This is a genomic window from Bartonella sp. AP3QHHD, from assembly GCF_042195765.1.
Classification (GTDB): Bacteria; Pseudomonadota; Alphaproteobacteria; order Rhizobiales; family Rhizobiaceae; genus Bartonella.
In genome coordinates this window covers 54,117-78,808 of record NZ_JBHIPC010000065.1, presented here as the reverse complement: position 1 = coordinate 78,808, position 24,692 = coordinate 54,117, and the positions used below count along the sequence as shown (strand labels likewise).

The window sequence follows — 24,692 nt, the reverse complement described above, 5'->3', positions numbered from 1 at the left end:
CAGTTTTTTCAAGAAACCACTTTATTTTATTCTGAATGTCATTTCCATTTACGAACAAAAGCTTCAATGGGCAAATTTTGCATATCAGGCAATGCGTTGTGAATTTTATCAAGCGGCCAATCCCACCAAGCCATATCTAAAAGGCATTCTATGACATGATTGGGAAAACGCATCCGCAACCGTTTAGCAGGCACCCCAACAACAATCGTATATGGCAAAACATCTTTCGTTATAACAGCGTTCGCGCCAATGATAGCGCCATGACCAATTGTCACCCCAGGCATAATAACCGCACCATATCCAATCCACACATCATGCCCAATAATAACACGTTTTGCACAACGCCTTTCACGAAAAACACTATCTAATGCCATATAACGAAAATATTCGTTTGGACGATAGGTTATTTTATGCGTTGAAACGCGCTCCATAGGATGCTCCAACGCATTCATCCGTACATGAGATGCAATAGAACAAAAGCGCCCAATATCGCTATAAATAGCCTCACTATTACGCTCTAAATAAGAAAAATCTCCAACGGTTACATCCCGTAAAATCACCCGCTCATTAATTTCCACATAGCGCCCTAATTTACAACCATGCAGCCGCGCTGTCGTATGGATACGAGGCTCACTTTCATGAAATCGAAGATCTTTCTCAATATTCATACATCTTTCACCAATGTTTCATCAATAGATATGGAAAGACATACCAATAAAGCCAATAAAATCAACCATGAAACAAACATTGCAAAACAAACCTGCCGATGTTACAATTTCTCAATCTATCTAAGAGAGTCAAACTATGAAAAATGTAATACGCATCTTGGGGCTGACAATCATATTTCTTGCAGGTGTTTTTATTTATGATACGCTGACAAATAAGCCTTTAGGTGATAACTTTACTCTCACTGATTCTAATGGAAAAAATATTACTGAGGCTGATGTTCGAAGCAAGCCTTCAATAATTTTTTTCGGCTTCACTATGTGTCCTGAAAGCTGCCCTACCACACTGATGAATCTTGATCGATGGCTTACAGCCCTTGGTCCTGAAGCTGATAAATTAGGTATATGGTTTGTGACTGTTGATCCTGAACGTGACACACCAAAAGTACTCCATGATTATCTCAGTAATTTTAACAATAAAATTGTTGGCATTAGTGGAGATCCTGATAAAGTTCATAAAATGGTCAATTCTTTCAACATCGTTGCTGAAAAAGTTCCTGAAACAGATGGAAACTATACATATAACCATACAGCAGCAGTTTTTTTACTCAAAAAAGGTGGAAAATTAGCTGGCGTTATCCGTTATGACACGAAAGAAAGCGATAGCGAATTAAAAGATGAAATCGCCATTGAACGGTTAAAAAAACTCATCTTAAACTAAAAAAGCCGATCAAAAGAAAGAACAGCATGTCGCAACAAATTCGCCTCTATTATACTGCTTCTAAAAATGAAGCAGAACGGTTCTATACCCTTATAGAAACAGCCTTTGACGAAGAAGGTTATCCTCTTGCTCTTACAGAGATAGATGAACAAAATGCTGTATATGAGCTTTCTCTATATGTCGATCAAGACAATCAAGAGAACGCATTGAAACGTTTTGCCAAAATTCTTTCTATAGATTTTGATAAAATTAATATGGAAGTTTTACCCAACATTGATTGGGTACAAAAAAGCCTAGAAGGACTAAAACCTGTGCAAGCTGGTCCTTTTTTCCTTCATGGAAGTCACAACCGAAACGCCATTCCAGCAAATGTTCTCCCTATTGAAATTGAAGCTAATCAAGCTTTTGGCACCGGACATCATGGAACAACAGCCGGTTGTTTAGAAATGATCGCCAAAGTCATGAAACACGAAAATCCCCAAAATGCCCTTGATCTTGGTACTGGGAGCGGTGTACTAGCCATTGGCATAGCAATGCTCAAACCAATTACTGTGCTTGCATCCGATATTGACCCAATTGCTGTTCAAGTTGCACAACACAATATCGAATTCAATGATGTCAATGAATATGTTACAGCTATTACAGCAACAGGTTTTGCCCATGATGCAATTGCATCACGAGCCCCTTTTGATCTCATTGTTGCCAATATCCTTGCTAATCCGCTTATTGAACTTGCGCAAGAAGTGGTAACGGCACTTCAAAAAGAGAGGTCACTTATACTCTCTGGAATTCTTGAAGAACAACATGCCCATGTTTTGGAGACTTATATAAAACAAGGACTGAAGCATATCGAAACATACCACCGGCAAGGATGGGTTACGATACACCTGAAATAAAATAAAAGGACGTCGTTATGTATCAATCTTTTGAGGCGACAACAAATCCTGCTTATGCAGCAGAACGCATTTCTTGCCTTCGTAAAGAACTCAATCACCTTGGACTCGATGGTTTTCTTGTTCCGCGGTGCGATGAGCATCAAGGAGAATATGTCCCCCCTCATGCTCAACGCCTTAGCTGGCTAACCGGCTTTACTGGCTCAGCTGGGATTGCACTGATTTTAAAAAACAAAGCCATCATATTTACAGATGGGCGATATAAGCTCCAAGTTCGCCAACAAACTGATCCTGATATTTTTAATTATGAAGATCTCATAACTTGTCCTCCCTCACAATGGCTTGAAAAAAATGGTCAAAAACTTTCTATTGGCTTTGATCCATGGCTCCACACGATTGCTGCCACCGATGCATTGAGAAATGCATTAGAAATGAAAGCAGGTGGAAAACTTGTAGAAGTTCAACATAATCCCATTGATCTGCTCTGGCATAATCAACCAAAATTACCACAATCTGCCTTATCAATTCACCCTCTCAAATATGCTGGGTGCGATACAAATGAAAAACTCGCTTTGATTTACAAAGATATACAGCAAACTCATGCAAATGCTTTTATTTTTACAGACCCCTCTTCCATTGCATGGACATTCAACATACGGGGCAATGATGTTTCCAACACGCCTTTTTCCCTTTGTTTTGCTCTCATTCCACTTAACGAAACACCAGCTTTATTCATTGACAGCAAAAAACTTGGTGTAGAACAGAAACAATATCTAGAACGTTATGCAAAATTATATGAACCAGAACAGCTTATTCCCAAGATCAAAGAGTATGTTCAAAAAGGGACAGTGTTTGCCTTAGATCCACAGCTAACATGCGAAAAATTACGAACTGTTATTGAAGAAAAAAATAGCTCTTTTATCACACTTACTGATCCTGCTGCTCTACCACGTGCCATTAAAAATGACACAGAACTCAATGGCGCACGCAAAGCGCATCTACGCGATGGTGTTGCCCTAACCCGTTTTTTTTCTTGGTTAGATAAACAAATACCAGGGTCAATAAGTGAAATTTCCGCTGCTCAAAAATTAGAAGAATTTCGCATAAATACAGCAAAAGAAATGGGAGAAAAACTTAAAGATCTTTCTTTTGATACAATTTCAGCAGCAGGAGAAAATGGTGCCATTATTCATTATCGTGTAACAACGCAAACAAATAAACAACTCAAAACCGGTGAACTTTACCTCGTTGATTCAGGTGGACAATATCGTGATGGTACGACTGATGTCACACGCACCGTAGCAATTGGGAATATTGGAGAAGAAGAAAAACACTGTTTTACGCTTGTTCTCAAAGGCATGATTGCTCTTTCAACTATCAGATTTCCAAAAGGCACACGAGGACAAGACCTTGATTCTCTTGCACGCATTGCATTGTGGAAAGCTGGTTTTGATTATGCCCATGGCACCGGTCATGGTGTTGGATCTTATCTTTCTGTCCATGAAGGACCGCAAAATATTTCTCGCAAAGGGTGCCAAGAACTCATCTCCGGTATGATTCTTTCAAACGAGCCAGGCTATTACCGCGAAGGCGCTTTTGGTATCCGTCTTGAAAATTTGATGATTGTGAAGCCAGCACAAAAAATTGATGGTGGAGATATAGAAATGCTCTCGTTCGAAACACTCACACTTTGCCCCATTGATCGACGGTTAATCCTTCCAGAGCTTTTGACACAAGAAGAACGGCAATGGCTCAATGATTACCATGCGCGCGTTTATCAGATGAATGCACCTTACTTGAACGAAGAAGATAAAAAATGGGCAAAAGAAGCAACAATGCCCCTTTAAATGAAGCAACGTATAACTTTTACTCTTTCTACAAAACACAGGATCTTCTCTTTTTAAGGGAAAAATATGTATCTGCATCAGGAAATACAAAAAATATTTCTACAAGATACTTCAAGTTTTTTGCTGGTACGGTAAACGCTAACCTCGGTGAAGCAAGATGAGATACACCTATACGCGGTAATACTTATCTTGGCGATCTCCATCTAGACACTCTCATATCCCTAGTTTCTTTATATGGAAACTTTCGTTATATTTTGTAACCCTCCGCATCGTATTTCTAAAACACCTATTATAACCAGCTTATTACGCTGTTTGGATTCAAAAATTCTGCATATTTATTCGAATAAATTTTACCTTTTTGTTTGCTTCATAATGATAATTTATATTTTTAAATTCTTGAGTTATTTTCAACAGCTGTAATTCCTTATAATACATATTGCTACAATAAAATAGAATCTGCTATGAAATAAAAGTTAAGTATTTAGAATTTAAAAGAAATAGCATGATGATAACATCAGCGTTAAAGTTTTTCATTTATTTGCATAGTTAACAGTACAATATTATTTTCTAGACTATTACTTATTGTTGAAAAACGTTATCTACAATATAAATAGTTTCCAACTGCACAGTATGAAAACAACATATATGGAGGTATATGTTTTTACCTGAACATGTCATTCAGCTAAAAAATTAACAACAATAACAGAGTATATGAAAAACTACATAACACAAAAACAGTCACATAAGTAAAGGAGATTCAAACTCTCTACAAAATTTCACAAATACTTTGAAAAAGACACAATAAAGCGTGTATCTTATGGCTTGTTAGTTAACAAAATCTTAATCACAGATCTTAATAAGCTATATCCTTATCCAGTATTTTAGAAATAAAGTGATTATCCTAATGCGTATAGTTTTATTTTGTTCCATAATATTATTTTTGGATACTATATTGGGCCTTCTGTATTGAAGGAAATTACTAAATTTAAGCGAGTTCCTATTGCTGTATTTTCTGAAAATCAAGTCATTACTCCAAATAAGTACGATAAATTATACGAAGAGTACGTAAAGACACAATATCCTGATAATATATACGAAGAGCGTCTAGAAATTGCAAAAAAATATCTGGATAATAAGAGTTATGGTGTATATCATGTTCTAAGCCCTGGGATGATAGTACTAATTCCTGAAAATATAAATCTTATCCATGCGAAAGTTGTTTGGTGTGCATGCCTTGTGGACTTATTACAGGGAGAGTACAATAAAAAATTTTCAGCATTATCCCTACCTACCTACATACATACATAAGCTACATTCTCAATATAATTGGAAAGAAAACGATTTCATTTGGGCAAAAAATTTAGTCATGAACTCGACAGATCCAATGTTTAGATACGCACGAATGGTATTTAATTCTGAAATATTCTCAATCCAAATACTAGCTCTAATAAACGAAATTTCCTATGCTGAGAAATTTGAGAGAGATGAAGGAAGTCAGGAAAAAAATTATGCTGCTAGACGCATTAGCGAATATCCGAAATTTTGTAATGAAATTGGACAAGTGTACCATCTAATAATGCCTGATAAGTATAGATACCAGTAATCTTTTATAATTCAACATAATAAACAACTCGCAGTTATATCCCTTATTCATTTATAGCGGAATATTTTATTATATTTTGTAATCTTCCGCGTTATATTTTTATTACGTCATTATAATTGGTTTATTACGGCATTTTGGATTAAATTATACATATTTGTTCAAAAATTTTACCTTTCTTCACAGTAATAATTTATATCTTTTACTAATAATAACCTTGTATATTCTTCATTATAATAGTTTAAGTTTAATATTTAAGTTCAACGTTAATCATTTTTAATAACTTAATAAATATCAAAATATATGGCGCTCTGTTTTTGCAAAAAACAGCCCCTATTATCCCCCTTTTTGATTTCATCCCCCCAAAAATGTAAGAGAGATAATCATACAAACAGCATACGATCTTCTGGAAAAATCCCTCTAAACATTATGTTTCTCAATCAGCTGTAGCCAAGCCTCTTCATCGATAACCTCAACACCTAATTCCTCAGCTTTAGCCAACTTGGAGCCCGCTCCAGGTCCTGCAACAAGAAGATCTGTTTTTTTAGAAAGTGAACCAGATGTTTTAGCCCCTAATCGCTCTGCCAATGCTTTTGCTTCATCGCGTGACATATGCGCCAAAGTTCCTGTAAAAACAATGATCTTCTCTGCTATTGGTGAAGAATCTGCTATGATAGGCTCCTCATCAAGAGGTATTACTTCTTCAAGCAAAACAGATAAAATCTCACGGTTATGCGCTTCTTGATAAAAATCAACAATTGCGCTCCCTACCTGTGGTCCAATTCCTTCGATATTGGTAAGCTCTATCCAAGCCTCATTTCCTTCTTCATTTTCCTTATCACATGGCATAAGTGCTTCCATAGCCGCAGTCTCAAAAGCTGTATAATTTTTATAAGCGCGTGCAAGGCGGCGTGCATTCACTTCGCCAACATGACGAATCCCCAATGCAAACAAAAAACGGCTCAACGGAATTTCTCGGCGCGCATTAATGGCATCATACAATTTCCGCACTGAAACAGTACCAAAACCTTCCATATTTTCCAAACGTATCAAAGATTTTTCTTGGCGCCGTTGTAAAGTAAAAATATCGGCTGGTGTATGAATACAAAGCGCCTCATCTTGAACATGGAAAAAGAACTCTACCTGTTTTTTACCCAAGCCCTCAATATCAAAAGCATTGCGTGAAACAAAATGACGAATACGTTCAATTGCTTGTGCAGGACAAATAAGCCCCCCTGTACAGCGACGCACGGCTTCTCCCACTTCACGAACAGCATGACTCCCACAAGCTGGACACAAATGAGGAAACACAAAAGTAGAAGCATTTTTTGGACGCTTTGCAGCGACAATATCAACAATTTGAGGGATCACATCACCAGCGCGTTGTACAATCACGCTATCGCCTACACGGATATCACGCCCTTCACGAATGGGCTCTCCTTTATGACCAATTCCCTTAATATAATCCTCATTATGCAAACTAGCATTGGTCACCACCACTCCACCAACAGTAATAGGCGTAAGACGTGCAACAGGTGTCAAAGCTCCCGTGCGCCCAACTTGAATGTCAATATTCTCCAAAAGCGCTATCGCTTTTTCTGCTGGAAATTTATGGGCGATAGCCCAACGCGGCGAACGAGAAACAAACCCCAAGCGCTTTTGGAGCATCAAATCATTGACCTTATAAACAATGCCATCAATATCATAGCTTAAAGAATGACGGCATTCTTCGATATCGTGATAATAGCAAATAATGTCTTCTACTGTCTTAAAGACTTTTGTTAATGGATTGATAACAAAGCCATACTCTTTTAGCTTTTTCATCATCTCCATTTGACTTTCTGCCAATATTTCACTCACCTCACCACAAGCATAAGCAAAAAATTGAAGTTTTCTGCTAGCGGTTATCCGTGAATCAAGCTGACGGAGAGAACCAGCCGCCGCATTTCGAGGATTGGCAAAGGTTAACTTGCCCTTCTCTTGTTGGCTGATATTCAGTGCTTGGAAATCCTCCCGCCCCATATAAACTTCACCACGCACCTCAATGATACCAGGAAAATCACCTTGCAAAACTTGTGGAATATCAGCAATTGTTCGGGCATTTGCCGTCACATTTTCACCGACAGTTCCATCCCCACGCGTTGCCGCACGCACAAGCTGCCCCTTTTCGTAGCGCAAAGACAAAGATAAACCATCAATTTTTGGCTCCGCTGTTATTTCCAACACTTGTGTTTCTGGAAGCCGTAAAAAACGACGAATACGCTCAACAAATTCAGTAACATCTTCAGAGCTAAACGCATTATCAAGTGAAAGCATAGGCTGTACATGAACAGATTTTTCAAATTTTTCAGAAATTGGTGCTCCAATTTTATGTGAAGGAGAATCAATACGTATAAGCTCTGGAAAAAGAGCTTCAATTTCTGCATTACGACGACGTAAAGCATCATATTCTGCATCAGAAATTTCAGGCTGATCATCACGATTATAAAGCACATCATGACGTGCAATCTCTTTTGCCAACCACTCTAATTCACGTTCTGCTTCAACAGCTGTGAGATTTTTATATGCATCTTTGTTCATAAAATCTATTCCAAATTACAAGCGCTGCCACAAGGGCCTCCCACGCCTCCTCATCAAGTGAATCTCAATAAATATAAGCTTTCTAGTATTTTTATCGCTGACTAATTACCTTTATGCGAGAAGCTTTTGAGCCGCTGCACGCGCTTCTTCAGTAATCTGTTCTCCAGCCAACATACGGGCAATTTCTTCTGCACGCTCATGCTCTTTCATTTTATGAATCGCAGTAACAAAGCGTCCTTTATCATGACTCTCAATTTTTGAAATAAGAAAATGACCATGCGCTTTCGATGCAACCTGTGGAGCATGCGTAATAGCGAAAACTTGGACATGTTCTGATAAGCGTTGCAACCGTTGCCCAATAGCCGCTGCAACAGCCCCCCCAACACCTGTATCAATTTCATCAAAAATCAGCGTCGGTGCTGATCCTCGATCAGATAAAACAACTTTTAATGCCAGCAAAAAACGGGATAATTCACCGCCAGAAGCCACACTAAGCATCGGCCCAGCACGTGTTCCAGGATTTGTCCGCACCCAATATTCAATACGATCACATCCCTCTGCACTCCGCTTTTCCACATCACTTTGCATTTCAACAATAAATTCAGCCCTCTCTAACTTCAATGCCGGCAACTCAGCCATAACACTTTCAGATAAATGCTTTGCTGTCTCCCGACGCTTTATTGTTAAGGCTTGCGCCAATGTATCATAATTTTTCTTTGCCTGCTCTGCCTCATCTTCAAAACGTGTCAATATAGTCTGAGCCTCTTCAAAATCAGCGAGTTCTGCGTCCATTTTATCGCGTAACTGAATCAATTCATCCGCAGAAACTTGATATTTACGAGCAAAACCCCGAAGAGAAAAAAGACGCTCTTCTATCCGTTCCAATTCATCAGGTTCAAAATCTAATGCTCGTATTGCCGTCTCAATACCTTCTTGTGCTGTTGCAAGTGCATGCAATGCCTCATCAATAGATTTCACCACAGGTGCAATAAGTTCTTGCGCCTCAGGAATTTTCCGCTCCAAACGCCTCACCAAATTAGAAAGCACTGGGATTGGTGATTTTTGACCCGTTAAAAGATCATCCGCTTCTTTAATATCTGTTGCTATTTTTTCTAATTTAAGCATATCAGCACGACGAAGAAAAAGAGCTTCCTCTTCACCAACTTTAAAATCAAGCTTTTCAAGCTCTTCTACACACGCACGAAGATAATCAACCTCCCGTACAGCACTCTCTACTTTAAGACGCTGCCGTTGCAAACGCTCCTCAAATTCACGCCATGAGTGATAACACTGACGCAAATTTTCCACTTCATCTTCAAGACCACCAAAGGCATCTAATAATTGGCGATGTGTAGCAACATCAACAAGCGCACGATCATCATGTTGTCCATGGATTTCAACCAGCAAACGGCCAACACTCCGCATCAATGCAACACTAGACACCTGATCATTGATAAAAACACGGCTACGTCCATCACTTGATTGCACACGTCGTAAAATAATATCACCCTCATCATCAAGACCATTCTCACGAATAAGTTGACGTGCAGGATGTGAAACAGACACATCAAAAACAGCTGTGACCTGCCCGCGGTCAGCCCCATGACGCACAAGCGAAGCATCACCCCGCCCCCCTAGAGCAAGTGATAAAGCATCAAGGAGAATAGACTTCCCCGCACCCGTTTCTCCAGTTAAAACCGTCAACCCCGCTGTAAAATGAATATCGAGCGTTTCGATCAAAACAATATTATGAATCGAAAGCTGTACCAACATAGAGAATCAACGTATCCTCTTCTTGTCACCACCTAAAGCATTTGAGATCCAAGAAGATTTATGCTCACGTGGCGATATTTTATTCTTCTGCAAGAGATTATAAGAAAATTTATACCACTCACTTTTGGGATAATTACGTCCTAAAATAGCTGCTGCCGTCTGTGCTTCCGCCGTTAAGCCGAGAGCAAGATTAACTTCAGTCAAGCGGAAAAGTGCTTCTTCAATTTGATTTGTATCAGAATACTCCTCAACCACGGTACGAAACCGTCTACTTGCCGCAAGATAGCGCCGTCCCTCTTCATAATAACGGCCAATCTGCATTTCTTTACCAGCCAGTTGTTCGCGACCAAAACGGATTTTATCCTTAGCATCCTTGACATACTCAGAATTAGGATAACGCTCTATAAGAAGCTGCATAGCAGCAATAGCACGTTTCGTGTCACGTTGATCACGCGTAACATCAGGAATCCGACGGAAAGAAGAAAGACCAATAATATAGTATGCATAAGCCGAGTCAGTCGACCCTGGATAAAGAGTAATATAGCGTTGAGCCATACTAATTGAATCATCATACTTTCCGAGTCGATAATTAGTAAAAGCACCCATGACCAAAGATTTACGTCCCCAGTCTGTATAAGCGTACTGTTTTTCAATCTTCAAAAACTTCTTCGATGCGTCCCCAAGCAGCCCACTTTCAAGGCTAGCAAGCGCCTGATTATATAAAACATCTGGTGGCTCTATTTTCAAAACATAAGCAGATGGATCAAGGGTATTTTTCTCTTTAAAGAGGCATCCCGCTAACATACAGGTGCTTCCCAAAAGCACCACCCCCAATATCTTGCGTACAATGTTAGATTTTCTATATGTCATATTTCCAATGCACACATGAGATTTTTTCATAGTTTTTCCGGCCTCCACAGAATATCACCTTGTAGCAAAAACAATTTATCAAAGGTTTTATAGCATATCACTTTAAAATCCACATAACCAATTTAGCAGTTTAGGTCAATCATCCCCTTAAAAATCAAATAAACGATAAAAAAATCTTGTCAATTTTTTTACTCTTTCTCTAAAAAGCTTTTTTCATAATATGATTCGTCTGCCAAAACAGCCTTCACCAATTGCGCATTAATTCTATGCCCACTACAATAAGAACGAAATAATCCAATAAAAGGTGCCCCAAGCAAAGCAGTATCACCAATCGCATCAAGCATCTTGTGCCGAACACATTCATTCTCCCAATAAGGACCATCGGGATTTAAAATTTTATCATTAAGGTCGATAACAAGAGAATTTTCCAAAGAAGCACCTCTCGCCTTTCCAGAAAGCCTTAATTCCTCCACGTCTTTGATAAAACCAAAAGTGCGCGCACGTGACAAATCATCCCTAAACCCTCGTGTGGTAAGATCAAAACTGAAATGTTGCTTACCAATAGCAGAAGAAGGAAAAGAGATCGTTATATCAAAACGACGTCCATCGAATGGCAAAAGCTCTGCAACACCATGAGCTCCTTCAACCCGCACCGGCTTTTTTATAATGAAATAAGAACGCAACGCATTTTGCTGTACAATACCAACATCTTCAAAAGCTTGGCAATATAGCCACGCTGAACCATCCAAAATAGGAATCTCATTATGTGACACTTCAATAACAAGATTATCCAAATTATAAGCAGCAATTGCCGCCATCAAATGTTCAATTGTTTCAACCCTTACATCTTCATCTCCAAGTACTGTTGATAATTCAGTTTCTCCTGTTTGCGATGCATGGGCTTGAAATATTTTCTCTGTTCCGTCTAATCCACAACGCTTAAAAACAATACCACACCCAACATCCGCTGGACAAATCTTTACCACTGACAAACAGCCACTGTGAACGCCAATCCCCTTAAATGTTACTGCTTTTTTAAGAGTAGACTGATATTTTGGTACTAAATTCATCATATCATGTTATTAAATTGCTTGTACATCTTTTAACAAAATTTATAAAACTATAAAAAATATTCATAGTAAATAATAAAAAAAACCGCTTATTATAAGCGGTTTTTTTTTAACAAAGTATTTTATCCAAAAAACAGTAATATATTTTACTGTATAATTTTTGTCTGATCATTAAAGAAATAATAAAATTTCTTACTTTACCTCATTTTTCATCAATTAATTTGCCTGACGACGTAAAAATGCTGGTATTTCCAACTGATCTTCTTCACTTATAAAAGTACGCTGATCTTGTGGTACCTGAGGATGCAGCTCACCAGAACGACGTGGAACATAAACAGAAGCATCTTGAGAAAGCGCCTGAGAATTTTTATTGTAAACATGAGACTCTTTCTGCTGAGACGATCTAACAGCAGGCTCCAACCTCGCTTCTGGCTCAGCTTCTTCACGATGTGTCAAGCTCTGTTTCAAACGCTGCCAAAGATTACGAGGACCTTGATCAGTCACAAATGTTCTTTGACTTTGTCCATGAGCAACAGGTGGAAAATCCTTTAACTCAGGCATACGCATTGGAGCGCGCGCTTGCATTTGTTTTGGTTGCACTGGCTTTTCTTTTTGCTTCACAAGCCCTGTCATCTCATCAAGAACATGCGCTGTTGCCTCCATACTCACAGGAGCCGTCATCGCCTGTTGAGAACCACGGCTTACTTGCATACGAGGCACATTTGATCTCTGTTCCTGAACAGCATTTGAACCATACGCAACAGCATTCGTCGCACTTCGTGTCGTCATTGAGTCTGCAGGATGTGCAAAAATTTGACTTTTGGGACGGAACTGTTCTCCGGTTGATTTACCCTTCTCTATTTCAAGTGATTCGATTACTTCTACCATTGACTCAGAACGCAGAGGCGAAGATTGAACATGAAAAGAACTGTGTGACGTTCCAGGATCGCTCTTGCGTATTGAAGAAGCAGTCCTTTGAATCTGAGGATGAGAGGACTGAACCACATCACTAACTTCACGATCAATACCGGTGGCAACCACAGAAACACGAATAACACCTTCCAATGACTCATCATCAATAGCGCCAAAGATCACATTCGCATCAGCATCTACTTCTTCACGAATACGATTAGCAGCTTCATCAACTTCAAAGAGAGTCATATCACGACCACCCGTAATAGAAATCAATAAACCACGCGCCCCACGCATAGAGGTATCATCCAACAATGGGTTTGCAATAGCAGCTTCAGCCGCAGCCAAAGCACGCCCATCACCAGATGCCTCACCCGTTCCCATCATGGCTCGACCCATTTCGTGCATAACAGAACGAACATCAGCAAAATCAAGGTTAATCAAACCCTCTTTAATCATCAAATCCGTAATGGAAGCAACACCAGAATAAAGCACTTGGTCAGCCATAGCAAAAGCATCAGCAAACGTTGTCTTATCATTTGCAATACGGAAAAGATTTTGATTGGGAATAACAATCAATGTATCGACAGACTTTTGTAATTCTTCAATACCAGCCTCTGCCGTTTTCATACGACGTGCGCCTTCAAACTGAAACGGCTTTGTCACAACACCAACAGTCAAAATACCTTTTTCACGCGCTGCGCGAGCAACAACGGGAGCAGCTCCTGTTCCAGTTCCTCCCCCCATACCAGCAGTAATGAAAACCATATGAGAGTCTGCAAGATGATCAATAATTTCATCAATACATTCCTCCGCCGCCGCTTGTCCAACTTCCGGCAAAGCCCCAGCACCCAAACCTTCTGTCACAGCTGCCCCAAGTTGGATAACACGTTCAGCCTTTGACATAGCCAAAGCCTGTGCATCCGTATTTGCAACAACAAAGTCAACTCCCTGAAGACCAGCATTTATCATATTATTCACGGCATTCCCGCCACCACCTCCAACACCAAAAACGGTAATGCGTGGCTTCAATTCCGCGATATCTGGCCGATGCAGATTAATCGTCATTTTCTTTTCCTTCTCATAAGACACCGCAAGCCAAAGCGATGAAATTTATCCAACTAGACACTTAACTAAAAACTCTCACGCAACCACTGACCAACACGCTGAAAATATCCACGCGTGCCCATCGATAAATGATTTCCTGCCGCCTGCATTGTTTTTTCTTCAAACCCCACCAATTGCGGATAAATTAACAACCCAACAGCAGATGTAAACGCCGCCCCTTTTGCAAGAGAAGGAAGCCTCGAAATACCTAAAGGCCGCCCGATACGAACATTTCTTCCTAATATAGTACGTGCCATTTCTGGCAATCCTGTTAACTGGCTTGCTCCCCCAGTCAAAATAACACGTTTACCAATGATGTGACCAAAACCAGAACGATTTAAACAATCACGGACCATTTCTAAAATTTCTTCAACACGCGCACGAATGATACGCCCAAGAACCGCGCGAGGATATTGAGTTTCACGCTGTTCACTCCCAATTTCTGCTACATTAATCATTTGCCGCTCATCAGCACTTGTTAAAAGTGCTGAACCATAAACAACTTTTAAACGTTCCGCCTCTGTTAAAGACATAGAAAATCCGCGCGCAACATCAAGAGTCACATGATGCCCCCCAACAGCAAGAGCATCCGCATGAATAAATTTCCCCTCAAAAAACACTGAAAATGTTGTTGTTCCACCACCAAAATCAATACATGCAGCCCCTAAACGCGCCTCATCATTCATCAAGACAGCAAGACCACTTGCAAAGGGAGTAGCAACCATTGCTTCAACACTCAAATGTGCACGATTAATACAAGTTTCTAAATTACGCAAAGAGGCTGTTTCTGCTGTTACCACATGCACGTCGACACCAAATGTTTCCCCTGCCATGCCAATAGGATCAAAAATTCCTTTATCTCCATCCAATACATAAGAAACTGGAACTGAGTGCATAACATGACGTTCAGCATCAAAGGCTTTACGCGAAACATCTGAAAAGGCCATACGCATATCACGCTTGGTGACTTCACGACCATTCAAATGGACCTTTCCATTAATCAAAGCACTTTGTAATCGACTTGAGGAAAAATTCACAATCACTGAATCCACCACCAAACCCGCCATTTTTTCTGCCGCATCAACAGCCAATCTTATGGATTGTTCTGCTGCAAACATATCCATGACAACACCAGATTTAATACCACGTGAACGCTGCACTCCAAAGCCTAGAATTTCCGTAGAATGTGTACGACCATGTAAATAGTGCGCATGCTTCAAAGGACGCAAACAAGCAATAAGACAAACAATCTTACTTGAACCGACATCAAGTACCGTTAAAAAACGTGTTTTACGCCCCTTCAAATGATGTGATCTGAGCAGCATCATAGGCTTCCTGCCTTTCGCGCTTTTAAAATACGTTCTTCTTCTGCTACAGTAGTATGATAACGCTCCAACGTTTCATCTGATAAAGAAACAGTAATTCGATCAGCAAGACGTAAATCAACACTGAGAATATCGCGAGATAAAAGATCTTGCATTGTACCGGACGAAAAAAGAGAAGAAAGCCTTTCAAGAGCACCATTTTCAGGCAACATAACGCGCATTCCATTATTCAAAACAAGATCCCAACGTCGATCACCTACCCGCACAAAAGCACGAATACGATCATATACTTCCGGATAGACTGACAGCGCTTGAATAAACACTTTAGCAGCATTTTGTGCACCCTGCCCAACCACAAGAGGTAAATCCCGAACAATTTCCCCTTTAAAAGGCACAATGACACGACCTGTATTATCAACAATATCCATTATGCCATCATGTTGCCAAATGGCATAGGGTTCACGCTCCACAATGGAAATGCGCATTCTATTGGGATAAATTTTCTGAACATTAGCCGATTGCACCCAAGCCTGTTTTTCCAAAAGAGAACGTGCTCTTTCAACATCAAAAGTGAATATAGAAGGCGCAACATCAAGTTTTAAAATTTTAAAAATATCCTGCTTTGCCAAGCGCTTATTACCGCTTATATCGACATGAGTGACCACAAAACTACTATCCAATATGATCGTATTTACGATCACAGCCATCTGACCACTTGATGAAAGTCCATAAAAAGCCGTAACAAAGAAAAACCATACAACAGCAAAAGAGCCGAAATGGCGTGGAATATGAATATTGACAAAAACAAACTCAAACATAAACCGGAGAAAACGACGATAAAGACGTGGCAAAGCCGGCACTGAAAGCACCTCCATCGGAACATTTGTTTTATTAACATTCAACGCATACATGATGCGTCCTCCACCATCCATTGAACAATATCGCCGTAAGTACGGCCGCTCGCTTTTGCAATATCAGGAAGAAGAGACGTCGATGTCATACCGGGTTGCGTATTAATTTCAAGCCAAACCAATTCTCCCGTTTTCTCATCAAAACGAAAATCAGAACGGCTAACACCTCGACACCCTATCGCCTGATGGGCTGCTAAAGACATTCTTTGCACACTTTGGTAAATATTTAGTGAAAGTTGTGCAGGACAAATGTGAAGAGAACCACCCGTTTTATATTTCGAGTCATAATCGTAGAATGGAAAGTGTTTATCGGGAAGAATTTCACACACATCCAGCACTTCATTCCCCAAAACAGCACAAGTCAATTCACGACCAGGAATATATTTTTCAATCATCACCTCATCAGCATACCCCCACTCAGCTCCCCCAATACTATGCGGCGGTGCTGCTTCATTTTCCTGGACAATGACAACACCAAAACTTGATCCTTCACACACAGGTTTAATTACATAAGGAGGCTCCATGGGATGCGTTTGTCCCAAAGCAAAGCGGCTCATGATACGAGAAGGAGCAACACAAACCCCAAAATTTTCAACGATAATTTTTGCACGTCCCTTATCCATTGCCAAAGCGGATGCCATCACACCAGAATGGGTATAAGGAATTTTTAAATATTCAAGAATCCCCTGGATCCGGCCATCTTCACCAAATGGACCATGCAATGCATTGAAGGCAATATCGGGCTGCAACTGTTCAAGAACAGAAGCAATATGAGCGTCAACATCCACGCGGCTCACGCGATACCCCTGCACCTCTAGAACATCAGCACACGCCGCCCCCGAAGATAAACTTATAGACCGTTCAGAAGAAAAACCTCCCATTAACACAGCTATATGTTTATCTTTCATAATAAATCACCCTCTTTCGCATACTATATGTAGTCTATATAGAATACATCAGCACCACATACAGGAAAAACAAAGTTTATCCTTGCGAATCAATAACCTAGCATTTTGCATAATGAATCAGACTCAAAAGCCTGATGCAAGAGATTCTTTGTTAATTTATTGATTCTTAATAGAATTTTTTTATTATCTCTTTGAAATGACTCAATTTTTTATTTTCACTTTTTTAGTGAACAATAAATCAATGAAATGGATCAAAAGGAGAAACACTTCGACCACGCTCAAATTGACCAATACGCTCTATTTCCCATTGTAAAAGGTGGGCTGAATTTGCAAAAACACGCGCACGCACTGTTTCTCCCAATGCTTCAAGATCATATCCTGTTGCTTGCCCTGTATTAATCATAAAATTACAGTGCATTTCACTCATTTGAGCGCCACCAATCTGTAAACCACGACACCCTGCTTCATCAATCACGCGCCACGCGGATGTATTCTCAGGATTTTTGAAAGTTGACCCCCCTGTTTTTTCGCGAATAGGTTGCACTGTTTCTCTGTGGAGGGCAACTTCATCCATAGCAGCACGAATATCATCTTTATTGCCGATTCTTCCTTCTAATAAAGCAGCCGTAAAAATAAAATCTTTAGGAATATCACAATGGCGATAGGAATAATGCATATCTTTCACACTCAAGATATGACGTTGCCCTTTACGATCCAGCGCATAGACCTCGACAACACGCGCTGCAGTTTCAACACCATTCGCACCCGCGTTCATTTTGAGAGCTCCTCCAAGACCTCCGGGAATACCATGATAAAAATGAAAACCTGCAATCTCAGCTTCTAAAGCGGCAGCAGCTAAATGTTTATCCGCCGTACCAGCACCAACTAAAAAGCCTTTTGGAGAAACTTGCTTCACTTGCCCAAATTTTTTTGGCGAAAGACGAATCACAACACCAGGAACCCCCCCATCACGCACCAGAAGATTAGAACCAATACCGACAATTGTTACAGGAACAAATTCAGGCAAATTTTGAAGAAAGAGAGCCAAATCTTCTTCATCAACAGGCTGATAAAAAAGCTCTGCCAACCCGCCCGTGCGAAACCACGTTACCTTACGCATCTCAACATTAGGTGTAAGCTTTCCTCTCACGCCACCCAACAGTGGTTGCAATTGCGCCAATAGCGCCTCACCATCAATGTGCTGAAAATTTACCATGACCATCCAATACCGCTAATTGATGAGGCAACGCACAAGCCCATTGTGTGATATTGCCAGCACCAAGAAAAACAACATAATCCTCTGCCTGAGCAAATTTTGAGACAAGAGACACGACATCTTCCAGACTATGTATCAAGCGCACATCACGATGACCCGCCATTTTAATATGCTCTACCAATTCTTGAGAACCAAATCCTACAATAGGCTCTTCACCAGCCGCATAAACGGGCGTAATCAACACTGTATCTGCATCATTAAAACAAGCAGAAAAATCATCAAATAAATGATACAAACGTGAATACCGATGGGGTTGTGCAATCGCAATAACACGCCCTTTTGCACTCTCACGTGCTGCACGCAAAACAGCCTTTATTTCAACAGGATGATGTCCATAATCATCAAATATTTCAATGCCACGCCAATTTCCTGTTCGCGTAAAACGCCGTTTTACTCCGCCAAATTCTGCTAAGCCCCTTTTTATAGCTTCATTTGAAATGCCTAGTTCATGCGCAATAGCAATCGCCGCCGTTGCATTAGCAACATTATGCTGCCCTGCCATGGGCAAAAGCAAATTTTTCAACTCAATCTTTCTTCCTGTTTTGCGTGAGCGAACAAGAACATCAAAATGCGTTTTTTGACCATCCATCGAAAGATTAAGAAAACGAACATCCGCTTGTGGATTTGCACCATAAGTGATCACCCAACGATCATCAATACGGCCCGCCAATGACTGAACCTCTGGATGATCAAGACACAAAACAGCAAAACCATAAAAAGGAACATTTTCTACGAATTGCCGAAAAGCCTCACGCACAGCATCAAAACTTCCATAATGATCCAAATGCTCAGCGTCAATATTAGTAATAACAGCAATATCAGCAGGCAGCTTTAAAAATGTACCATCACTTTCATCAGCTTCAACAATCATCCAATCGCCATCTCCTGTACGAGAATTCGTACCATAAGCATTAATAATACCGCCATTAATCACCACTGGATCAAAATGACCAGCATCAAGAAGGGCTGCGACCATTGATGTGGTTGTTGTTTTACCATGTGTACCACCCACCGCAATTGCACGCCGAAACCGCATCAGCTCCGCCAGCATTTCTGCACGTCTGACAAGCGGCAAATGTCTTTCCTTTGCAGCAATATACTCAGGATTTGTTTTTTTAACGGCAGTAGAAAAAACAACAACCTCTGCATTCCCTAAGTTTTCAGCACAATGACCTATATGAACGTTAATTCCTTTTTTCCGCAAACGTTCAACATTTGCACTTTCAACTTGATCTGACCCTTGAACTTTATAGCCAAGATTATAAAAAACCTCCGCAATTCCACTCATACCGATCCCCCCGATTCCGATAAAATGGATAACGCCTATATCAAGTGGCATTTTCATTAAAAAGCTCCTCTTTTATATCTGACAACAATCGCCCTGCAATTAAGGACTCAGCCATATCAGCAAGGCAACGGGTTGCATGAGGTTGTCCAACTTTTTTTGCAGCAAGCGCTTGTTTTTCCAATAAATGGGGCGCACAACAAGCGTGCATTAAAAGAGAAAAAAGCTTTTGTGCATTTAAATCTTTTTCTGATACAATTTGCGCACCACCTACACGAGCAAGCAGAGCTGCATTGGCAGCCTGATCATGATCTAAAGCATGGGGATAGGGAACAAGCAAAGCAGGTCTACCAATCACCGCTATCTCACAAACGGACGAAGCCCCAGCGCGCGACAAAATAAAATGAGCATGTGCCATACGTTCAGCCATATCATCAAAGAAAGGAGCAACTTCTGCTTGTACGCCCATATCACGATAGATTTTGATCAACCTTCCTGCTTCACCGCGGACTTGCTGTACAATTCGTAAACGTTTACGGTTCTTATCATCAAATAAAGCAATAGCTTCTGGAACAATATGTGAAAAAGCAGAAGCCCCTTGGCTACCTCCAAAAATCAAAAAATTAAATGGCTTTTCTCCCTCTGAAGAATGATAAGGAATTTTGGCCGCCTTCAACACAGCCTCACGGACAGGATTCCCCGTCAAAAGTATTTTATGAGCATAAGCGCCTTTTGGTGACAACAAACCACCAGCGATTGCACGCACAAAAATTGCCAACACCCGATTGGCACGCCCCATAACAGCATTTTGTTCATGAATAAATGTTACACGCCTCGTTAAGGACGCAATAAAAAGAGGAGGAAAGCTCGGATACCCCCCAAATCCTCCAACAAGAACAGGACGTAATTTATAAAACAACGCCAACGATTGCCCCATCCCCCTTAGCAAAGACCAAAACGTCTTTATCAGAGCAAAAGGATGGCGTCGTGTAAATGTTGCCGATGAAACGATATGAATATGCCCTTCATCAAAGCACCGAACAAAAGGTCGTGCTCTTTCATCTGTTATTAAATGAACATCATATCCACGCTGCCTTAATTCAACAGAAAGGGCTTCAGCAGGAAAAAGATGTCCACCTGTACCACCAGCCACCAAAACAATAACTTTTTTATCATTCATAAGGGGTATCCAAGACAGAAGATGAAGAAAAAGCTGAAAGGCGCGCTTCTGGCCAACGACGTGTTAAACTGAGCAAAATGCCCATTGAAAACGCAATCGCCATCATCGAAGAACCACCATAAGAAATAAAAGGCAATGTCATGCCTTTTGGAGGAATTAAGTGAAGATTAACGGCCATATTAATCGCTGATTGAAAGCCAATCATCATTGCTATGCCAGTAATACCAAGACGTATAAAGGAATCACGTGTATTCATGGCTATATACAATGAACGCATAACGATAAAGCCAAAAAGCATCATAATTAATAAACAAAGAATAATACCATATTCTTCAGCAGCAACGGAAAATACAAAATCTGTATGGCTATCAGGAATGATACGTTTTACTGTTCCCTCCCCAGGGCCTTGCCCAAACCAACCACCATTCAAAATAGCCTCACGTCCTACATCCACTTGAAACGTATCCCCTTCACCTGTCAAAAAACCATTAATACGCTCGCGCACATGATGCAGAAAAAGATAAGCTAAAATAATTCCTACAACGCCTAAAATGAGAAAGAGAAAAATAATGGTAAGAGGTACACCAGCAATAAAAAATAGCCCCCCCCATGTTGCACTTATTAAAACTGTTTGTCCAATATCAGGCTGCAAAACCAGAAGCACACAACAAATGGCATAAAGTAGAATCGCTAACGTATAACCCAGAATTCCCCTCCTGCGTATCTGTTCTGAAAAAAGCCAAGCGGACATAACCACAAAAGCTGGCTTCATAAACTCTGAAGCCTGTACAGAAAAACCAAATAGTAGAATCCACCTCCGTGCTCCCTTTAATTCTGGACCCCAAAATAAGGTTGCAACCATAAGAGCAAGCGTTACAATGAGCAAAAGAGCACATAAACGACGAATATTAGAAAGCGAAAAAAAGGAAATGGTAACCATCGTAAAAAATGCTGAAATGCTAAAAATGATATGCCACCGAACAAAATAAAAACTATCAGCAATTCCGATTTTTTTTGCAATAATAGGGCTGGCAGCAAAAGACAGCATAATGCCAATTCCCATTAAAATTAAACAAGCTGCAAAGATAGAGCGATCAATCGTCCACCACCAATTAGCAATTGGATCTCTATCTGCACGCGTCACCATGATATCCACCTTATCCATTTTATAAATTATCTCAAAGTGATATGGTTCCCCAGCCTGTTTAACAAACACTTTAAAAACTAAATTACACAAAAAAAGATTCTGGAGTCTTAACGCAAAAATATTTTTTTATAACTGATGCTTTTTTATTGTAACTGCATCACAAAAGAGACAAATGCTTCGCCTCGCATTTCATAATTTTTAAATTGGTCATAACTTGCACAAGCAGGTGACAAAAGAACCGTCACCTCTTTTTCCTTACAACCCATTGCGTCAACAGCTGCTTCACGCACCGCATTTTTCAAAGTTAAACTCATAGAAAAGGGAAAAGCAGATCCAATAGTGCGAGCAAATTCTTCTGCCGCGCTCCCAATCAAATAGGCTTTACGAATTTTAGGAAAAAATTCTCTAAGAGACTCTATCCCTCCCTTTTTTGCCTGTCCCCCAACAATCCAAAAAATATCATTAAAGGTGGAAAGCGCAGGAGCTGTTGCATCTGCATTAGTAGCCTTGCTGTCATTGATAAACAAAACCGCCCCCATTTTACGCACCTGCTGCATACGATGATCCAACCCTTTATAACTTGCTAAATGCTTGTTCACAGAAGGATCAGTTATTTTTAAAGCCTGCAATGTTGCTAATGCCATAAGGGCATTTTGCGCATTATGACTCCCACGTAACACCGCCATAGGAGCAAGATCTGCAAGCATATGGCGCTGTCCTTGACGAACAGAAAAGAGCTTGGTCCCATCTGCATAAAAACCATTTTCAACAAAATGATCCTTGGAAACTGCCTCAATTTGCTTCCCATCATGAAGTAACTGTTGATATAAAACCCGACAAGCTGCATCATCAACTGAAATGAAAGCCTGAGAAGCCTGAGCAATCAGATGCCTTTTGGTTTGCACATAACAGGCAAAACTCCCATGTCGATCAATATGATCAGGTGTTAAATTCAATAAAAGTCCAATGGTCGGCTGAAGAGAGGGAGTAAGATCAATTTGAAATGATGAACATTCAATCACATAGATACGTTTTTTAACAAATGGCTTAAGCGTCAATATTGCCTTTCCGATATTCCCCCCCACCTGCACATCATAACCCATTTTTTCCAACAAATGCGCAAGTAAAGCCGTTGTGGTTGACTTTCCATTCGTCCCCGTAATCGCAATGAAAGGAACATCTTGGTCACAAAAACCATAATGCTGTAAAAAATGCTGGCGCGCACGAACAAATAATTCAATATCACCGATAATTTCTATATTTTTTTTTCGTGCTTTTTCAACAACCCAATGGGGTTGAGGATAATTTAAAGGAACTCCAGGAGCTACAATCAATGCAACAAATTCTGACCAATCTTCATAACGGAGATCTCGCGTTGGAATATTGTGCCGAAAAGCCATCTGCACGCTTGAAGGACTATCATCCCACGCCACCACTTCTGCACCGCCACGCATCAATGCTTGTGCCGTTGCTAGTCCAGACTGTCCCAACCCAAACAGAGCAACTTTTTGACCTTTATAACACGTAACAGAAATCACATTCTCACCGCAATTTAAGTGTTGAAAGACCTATGAGAGCGAGAACAATTGAAATAATCCAAAAGCGTATCACGACTTGGCTTTCAGTCCAGCCTTTTTTCTCAAAATGATGATGTATCGGTGCCATAAGAAACACTCGTTTTCTTGTTAATTTGAAATAACCAACCTGAATAACGACCGAAAAAGCTTCCACAACAAAAAGCCCACCAATAAGAGCCAAAACAATTTCGTGCTTCGTAGCGACTGCAACAGTCCCTAATAATCCTCCAAGAGCCAACGAACCAGTATCTCCCATAAAAATAGCTGCAGGTGGTGCATTAAACCATAAAAAACCAAGCCCTGCCCCAACAACAGCTCCCAATAAAACAGCCAATTCACCTGCTCCCGATACATAATGGATTTGGAGATAATCAGCAAAATTCATATTACCAGAAAGATAAGCAATCAGAGCAAAAGATAAGGCTGCAACCATCACAGGAACAATAGCAAGGCCATCAAGTCCATCCGTCAAATTAACCGCATTACCCGTCGCGACAATAACAAAAGCAGAAAAAGGAATAAAAAACCAGCCCAAATTGATAAGATAATCTTTCAAAAAAGGCAAAGCGAATCCAGATGAGCCAATTTGTAGGATGACAAAAGCAGCAATTGCGGCAACACAAAACTCCAAACTTAACCGTGCTTTCCCAGAAAATCCTTTGTCTGTTTGTTTTGTGACCTTAAGATAATCGTCATAAAATCCAATTGCCCCAAAAGAAAGCATAACCAATAGCGATACCCAAAAATAAATATTCGATAAATTACACCACAAAAATGCCGATACCACAATACCGGTTAAAATCATCAATCCACCCATTGTAGGTGTTCCAGCCTTTTTAAAATGTGTTTGAGGACCATCCGCACGAATCGGTTGCCCCTTACCCTGCCGCAATTTAAGAGAAGCAATGATGCTAGGTCCAAACAAAAAGACGATGAGCCCCGAATTAAGCATAGCCGCTATCGTGCGAAAAGTAATATAACGAAATACATTCACACCTGGAAGCCAATCACTAAACGAAGAAAAAAACAGCATCATGGTACAAAA

At 40.3% G+C, this 24,692-nt stretch carries 19 protein-coding genes; 4 read left to right on the top strand and 15 right to left on the bottom strand.

Annotation, left to right across the window (positions count from 1 at the left end; genetic code table 11):
• Positions 1–38: 38 nt before the first annotated feature.
• On the bottom strand, positions 39–668 hold the full coding sequence (locus ACFIL7_RS03800) for a DapH/DapD/GlmU-related protein (protein ID WP_375636800.1): 630 nt from the start codon (positions 666–668) through the stop codon (positions 39–41).
• Between the two features lie 136 nt (positions 669–804).
• Between ACFIL7_RS03800 and ACFIL7_RS03795 the strand changes: the two genes are divergently transcribed.
• The 4 genes from ACFIL7_RS03795 (at position 805) to ACFIL7_RS03780 (ending at position 5,434) form a co-directional block, all read left to right on the top strand.
• Positions 805–1,386, top strand: a complete 582-nt coding sequence (locus ACFIL7_RS03795) for an SCO family protein (RefSeq protein WP_375632977.1) — start codon at positions 805–807, stop codon at positions 1,384–1,386.
• A 26-nt stretch (positions 1,387–1,412) separates the two neighbouring features.
• Entirely contained in the window at positions 1,413–2,282 is an 870-nt protein-coding gene (locus ACFIL7_RS03790) for a 50S ribosomal protein L11 methyltransferase (protein ID WP_375683370.1), read from the top strand.
• A 17-nt stretch (positions 2,283–2,299) separates the two neighbouring features.
• Positions 2,300–4,126: an aminopeptidase P family protein gene (locus ACFIL7_RS03785; RefSeq protein ID WP_375636803.1), complete on the top strand. Its 1,827-nt coding sequence runs from the start codon at positions 2,300–2,302 to the stop codon at positions 4,124–4,126.
• 966 nt (positions 4,127–5,092) lie between these two features.
• The gene (locus tag ACFIL7_RS03780) at positions 5,093–5,434 is read left to right on the top strand and encodes a hypothetical protein (RefSeq protein WP_375642931.1); all 342 of its coding nucleotides are present in this window, start codon (positions 5,093–5,095) and stop codon (positions 5,432–5,434) included.
• A gap of 712 nt (positions 5,435–6,146) precedes the next feature.
• Here the strand turns inward: ACFIL7_RS03780 and ligA are convergent.
• The 14 genes from ligA to mraY all read right to left on the bottom strand — a co-directional run bounded on the left by ligA (position 6,147) and on the right by mraY (position 24,683).
• On the bottom strand, positions 6,147–8,306 hold the full coding sequence (ligA, locus tag ACFIL7_RS03775; RefSeq protein ID WP_375683369.1) for an NAD-dependent DNA ligase LigA: 2,160 nt from the start codon (positions 8,304–8,306) through the stop codon (positions 6,147–6,149).
• A 111-nt stretch (positions 8,307–8,417) separates the two neighbouring features.
• The gene (recN, locus tag ACFIL7_RS03770; RefSeq protein ID WP_375683368.1) at positions 8,418–10,079 is read right to left on the bottom strand and encodes a DNA repair protein RecN; all 1,662 of its coding nucleotides are present in this window, start codon (positions 10,077–10,079) and stop codon (positions 8,418–8,420) included.
• A 6-nt stretch (positions 10,080–10,085) separates the two neighbouring features.
• The gene (locus ACFIL7_RS03765) at positions 10,086–10,979 is read right to left on the bottom strand and encodes an outer membrane protein assembly factor BamD (protein WP_375683367.1); all 894 of its coding nucleotides are present in this window, start codon (positions 10,977–10,979) and stop codon (positions 10,086–10,088) included.
• Positions 10,980–11,137: 158 nt separating this feature from the next.
• On the bottom strand, positions 11,138–12,022 hold the full coding sequence (lpxC, locus tag ACFIL7_RS03760; protein WP_375632989.1) for a UDP-3-O-acyl-N-acetylglucosamine deacetylase: 885 nt from the start codon (positions 12,020–12,022) through the stop codon (positions 11,138–11,140).
• Positions 12,023–12,235: 213 nt separating this feature from the next.
• On the bottom strand, positions 12,236–13,999 hold the full coding sequence (gene ftsZ / locus ACFIL7_RS03755) for a cell division protein FtsZ (protein WP_375632991.1): 1,764 nt from the start codon (positions 13,997–13,999) through the stop codon (positions 12,236–12,238).
• 65 nt (positions 14,000–14,064) lie between these two features.
• Positions 14,065–15,366 carry a cell division protein FtsA gene (ftsA, locus tag ACFIL7_RS03750; protein WP_375613372.1) on the bottom strand — a complete coding sequence of 434 codons (1,302 nt, stop codon included), beginning with the start codon at positions 15,364–15,366 and terminating at the stop codon, positions 14,065–14,067.
• A complete protein-coding gene (locus ACFIL7_RS03745; protein ID WP_375618227.1) occupies positions 15,363–16,274 on the bottom strand; it encodes a cell division protein FtsQ/DivIB in 912 nt (303 codons plus the stop codon). Before ACFIL7_RS03745 ends, ftsA begins: the two co-directional genes overlap by 4 nt.
• Entirely contained in the window at positions 16,262–17,182 is a 921-nt protein-coding gene (locus ACFIL7_RS03740; protein ID WP_375662083.1) for a D-alanine--D-alanine ligase, read from the bottom strand. Before ACFIL7_RS03740 ends, ACFIL7_RS03745 begins: the two co-directional genes overlap by 13 nt.
• Before the next feature lie 238 nt (positions 17,183–17,420).
• Positions 17,421–18,398 (bottom strand): UDP-N-acetylmuramate dehydrogenase, encoded by a 978-nt coding sequence (gene murB / locus ACFIL7_RS03735; RefSeq protein WP_375662115.1) that lies wholly within the window; start codon positions 18,396–18,398, stop codon positions 17,421–17,423.
• Positions 18,376–19,803 (bottom strand): UDP-N-acetylmuramate--L-alanine ligase, encoded by a 1,428-nt coding sequence (gene murC, locus ACFIL7_RS03730; RefSeq protein ID WP_375634624.1) that lies wholly within the window; start codon positions 19,801–19,803, stop codon positions 18,376–18,378. The genes murB and murC overlap by 23 nt, the downstream gene beginning before the upstream one ends.
• Positions 19,787–20,923: an undecaprenyldiphospho-muramoylpentapeptide beta-N-acetylglucosaminyltransferase gene (murG, locus tag ACFIL7_RS03725; RefSeq protein WP_375632997.1), complete on the bottom strand. Its 1,137-nt coding sequence runs from the start codon at positions 20,921–20,923 to the stop codon at positions 19,787–19,789. Before murG ends, murC begins: the two co-directional genes overlap by 17 nt.
• On the bottom strand, positions 20,916–22,070 hold the full coding sequence (locus ACFIL7_RS03720) for an FtsW/RodA/SpoVE family cell cycle protein (RefSeq protein ID WP_375632999.1): 1,155 nt from the start codon (positions 22,068–22,070) through the stop codon (positions 20,916–20,918). Before ACFIL7_RS03720 ends, murG begins: the two co-directional genes overlap by 8 nt.
• A gap of 143 nt (positions 22,071–22,213) precedes the next feature.
• The gene (gene murD / locus ACFIL7_RS03715) at positions 22,214–23,608 is read right to left on the bottom strand and encodes a UDP-N-acetylmuramoyl-L-alanine--D-glutamate ligase (RefSeq protein WP_375633001.1); all 1,395 of its coding nucleotides are present in this window, start codon (positions 23,606–23,608) and stop codon (positions 22,214–22,216) included.
• A 4-nt stretch (positions 23,609–23,612) separates the two neighbouring features.
• Positions 23,613–24,683, bottom strand: coding sequence for a phospho-N-acetylmuramoyl-pentapeptide-transferase (mraY, locus tag ACFIL7_RS03710; RefSeq protein WP_375633003.1), 1,071 nt, complete (start codon positions 24,681–24,683; stop codon positions 23,613–23,615).
• Positions 24,684–24,692 lie beyond the last annotated feature (9 nt).

What these genes read in the sequence shown, in the direction of transcription:
- murB (WP_375662115.1), bottom strand. Translation starts at nt 18,398, where the DNA reads ATGGTAAATTTTCAGCACATTGATGGTGAGGCGCTATTGGCGCAATTG.
- ACFIL7_RS03790 (WP_375683370.1), top strand. Translation starts at nt 1,413, where the DNA reads ATGTCGCAACAAATTCGCCTCTATTATACTGCTTCTAAAAATGAAGCA.
- ACFIL7_RS03785 (WP_375636803.1), top strand. Translation starts at nt 2,300, where the DNA reads ATGTATCAATCTTTTGAGGCGACAACAAATCCTGCTTATGCAGCAGAA.
- ftsZ (WP_375632991.1), bottom strand. Translation starts at nt 13,999, where the DNA reads ATGACGATTAATCTGCATCGGCCAGATATCGCGGAATTGAAGCCACGC.
- murG (WP_375632997.1), bottom strand. Translation starts at nt 20,923, where the DNA reads ATGAATGATAAAAAAGTTATTGTTTTGGTGGCTGGTGGTACAGGTGGA.
- ACFIL7_RS03720 (WP_375632999.1), bottom strand. Translation starts at nt 22,070, where the DNA reads ATGGTGACGCGTGCAGATAGAGATCCAATTGCTAATTGGTGGTGGACG.
- ACFIL7_RS03800 (WP_375636800.1), bottom strand. Translation starts at nt 668, where the DNA reads ATGAATATTGAGAAAGATCTTCGATTTCATGAAAGTGAGCCTCGTATC.
- ACFIL7_RS03740 (WP_375662083.1), bottom strand. Translation starts at nt 17,182, where the DNA reads ATGAAAGATAAACATATAGCTGTGTTAATGGGAGGTTTTTCTTCTGAA.
- ftsA (WP_375613372.1), bottom strand. Translation starts at nt 15,366, where the DNA reads ATGATGCTGCTCAGATCACATCATTTGAAGGGGCGTAAAACACGTTTT.
- mraY (WP_375633003.1), bottom strand. Translation starts at nt 24,683, where the DNA reads ATGATGCTGTTTTTTTCTTCGTTTAGTGATTGGCTTCCAGGTGTGAAT.
- lpxC (WP_375632989.1), bottom strand. Translation starts at nt 12,022, where the DNA reads ATGATGAATTTAGTACCAAAATATCAGTCTACTCTTAAAAAAGCAGTA.
- ACFIL7_RS03745 (WP_375618227.1), bottom strand. Translation starts at nt 16,274, where the DNA reads ATGTATGCGTTGAATGTTAATAAAACAAATGTTCCGATGGAGGTGCTT.
- ligA (WP_375683369.1), bottom strand. Translation starts at nt 8,306, where the DNA reads ATGAACAAAGATGCATATAAAAATCTCACAGCTGTTGAAGCAGAACGT.
- ACFIL7_RS03765 (WP_375683367.1), bottom strand. Translation starts at nt 10,979, where the DNA reads ATGAAAAAATCTCATGTGTGCATTGGAAATATGACATATAGAAAATCT.
- recN (WP_375683368.1), bottom strand. Translation starts at nt 10,079, where the DNA reads ATGTTGGTACAGCTTTCGATTCATAATATTGTTTTGATCGAAACGCTC.
- murC (WP_375634624.1), bottom strand. Translation starts at nt 19,803, where the DNA reads ATGAAAATGCCACTTGATATAGGCGTTATCCATTTTATCGGAATCGGG.
- ACFIL7_RS03795 (WP_375632977.1), top strand. Translation starts at nt 805, where the DNA reads ATGAAAAATGTAATACGCATCTTGGGGCTGACAATCATATTTCTTGCA.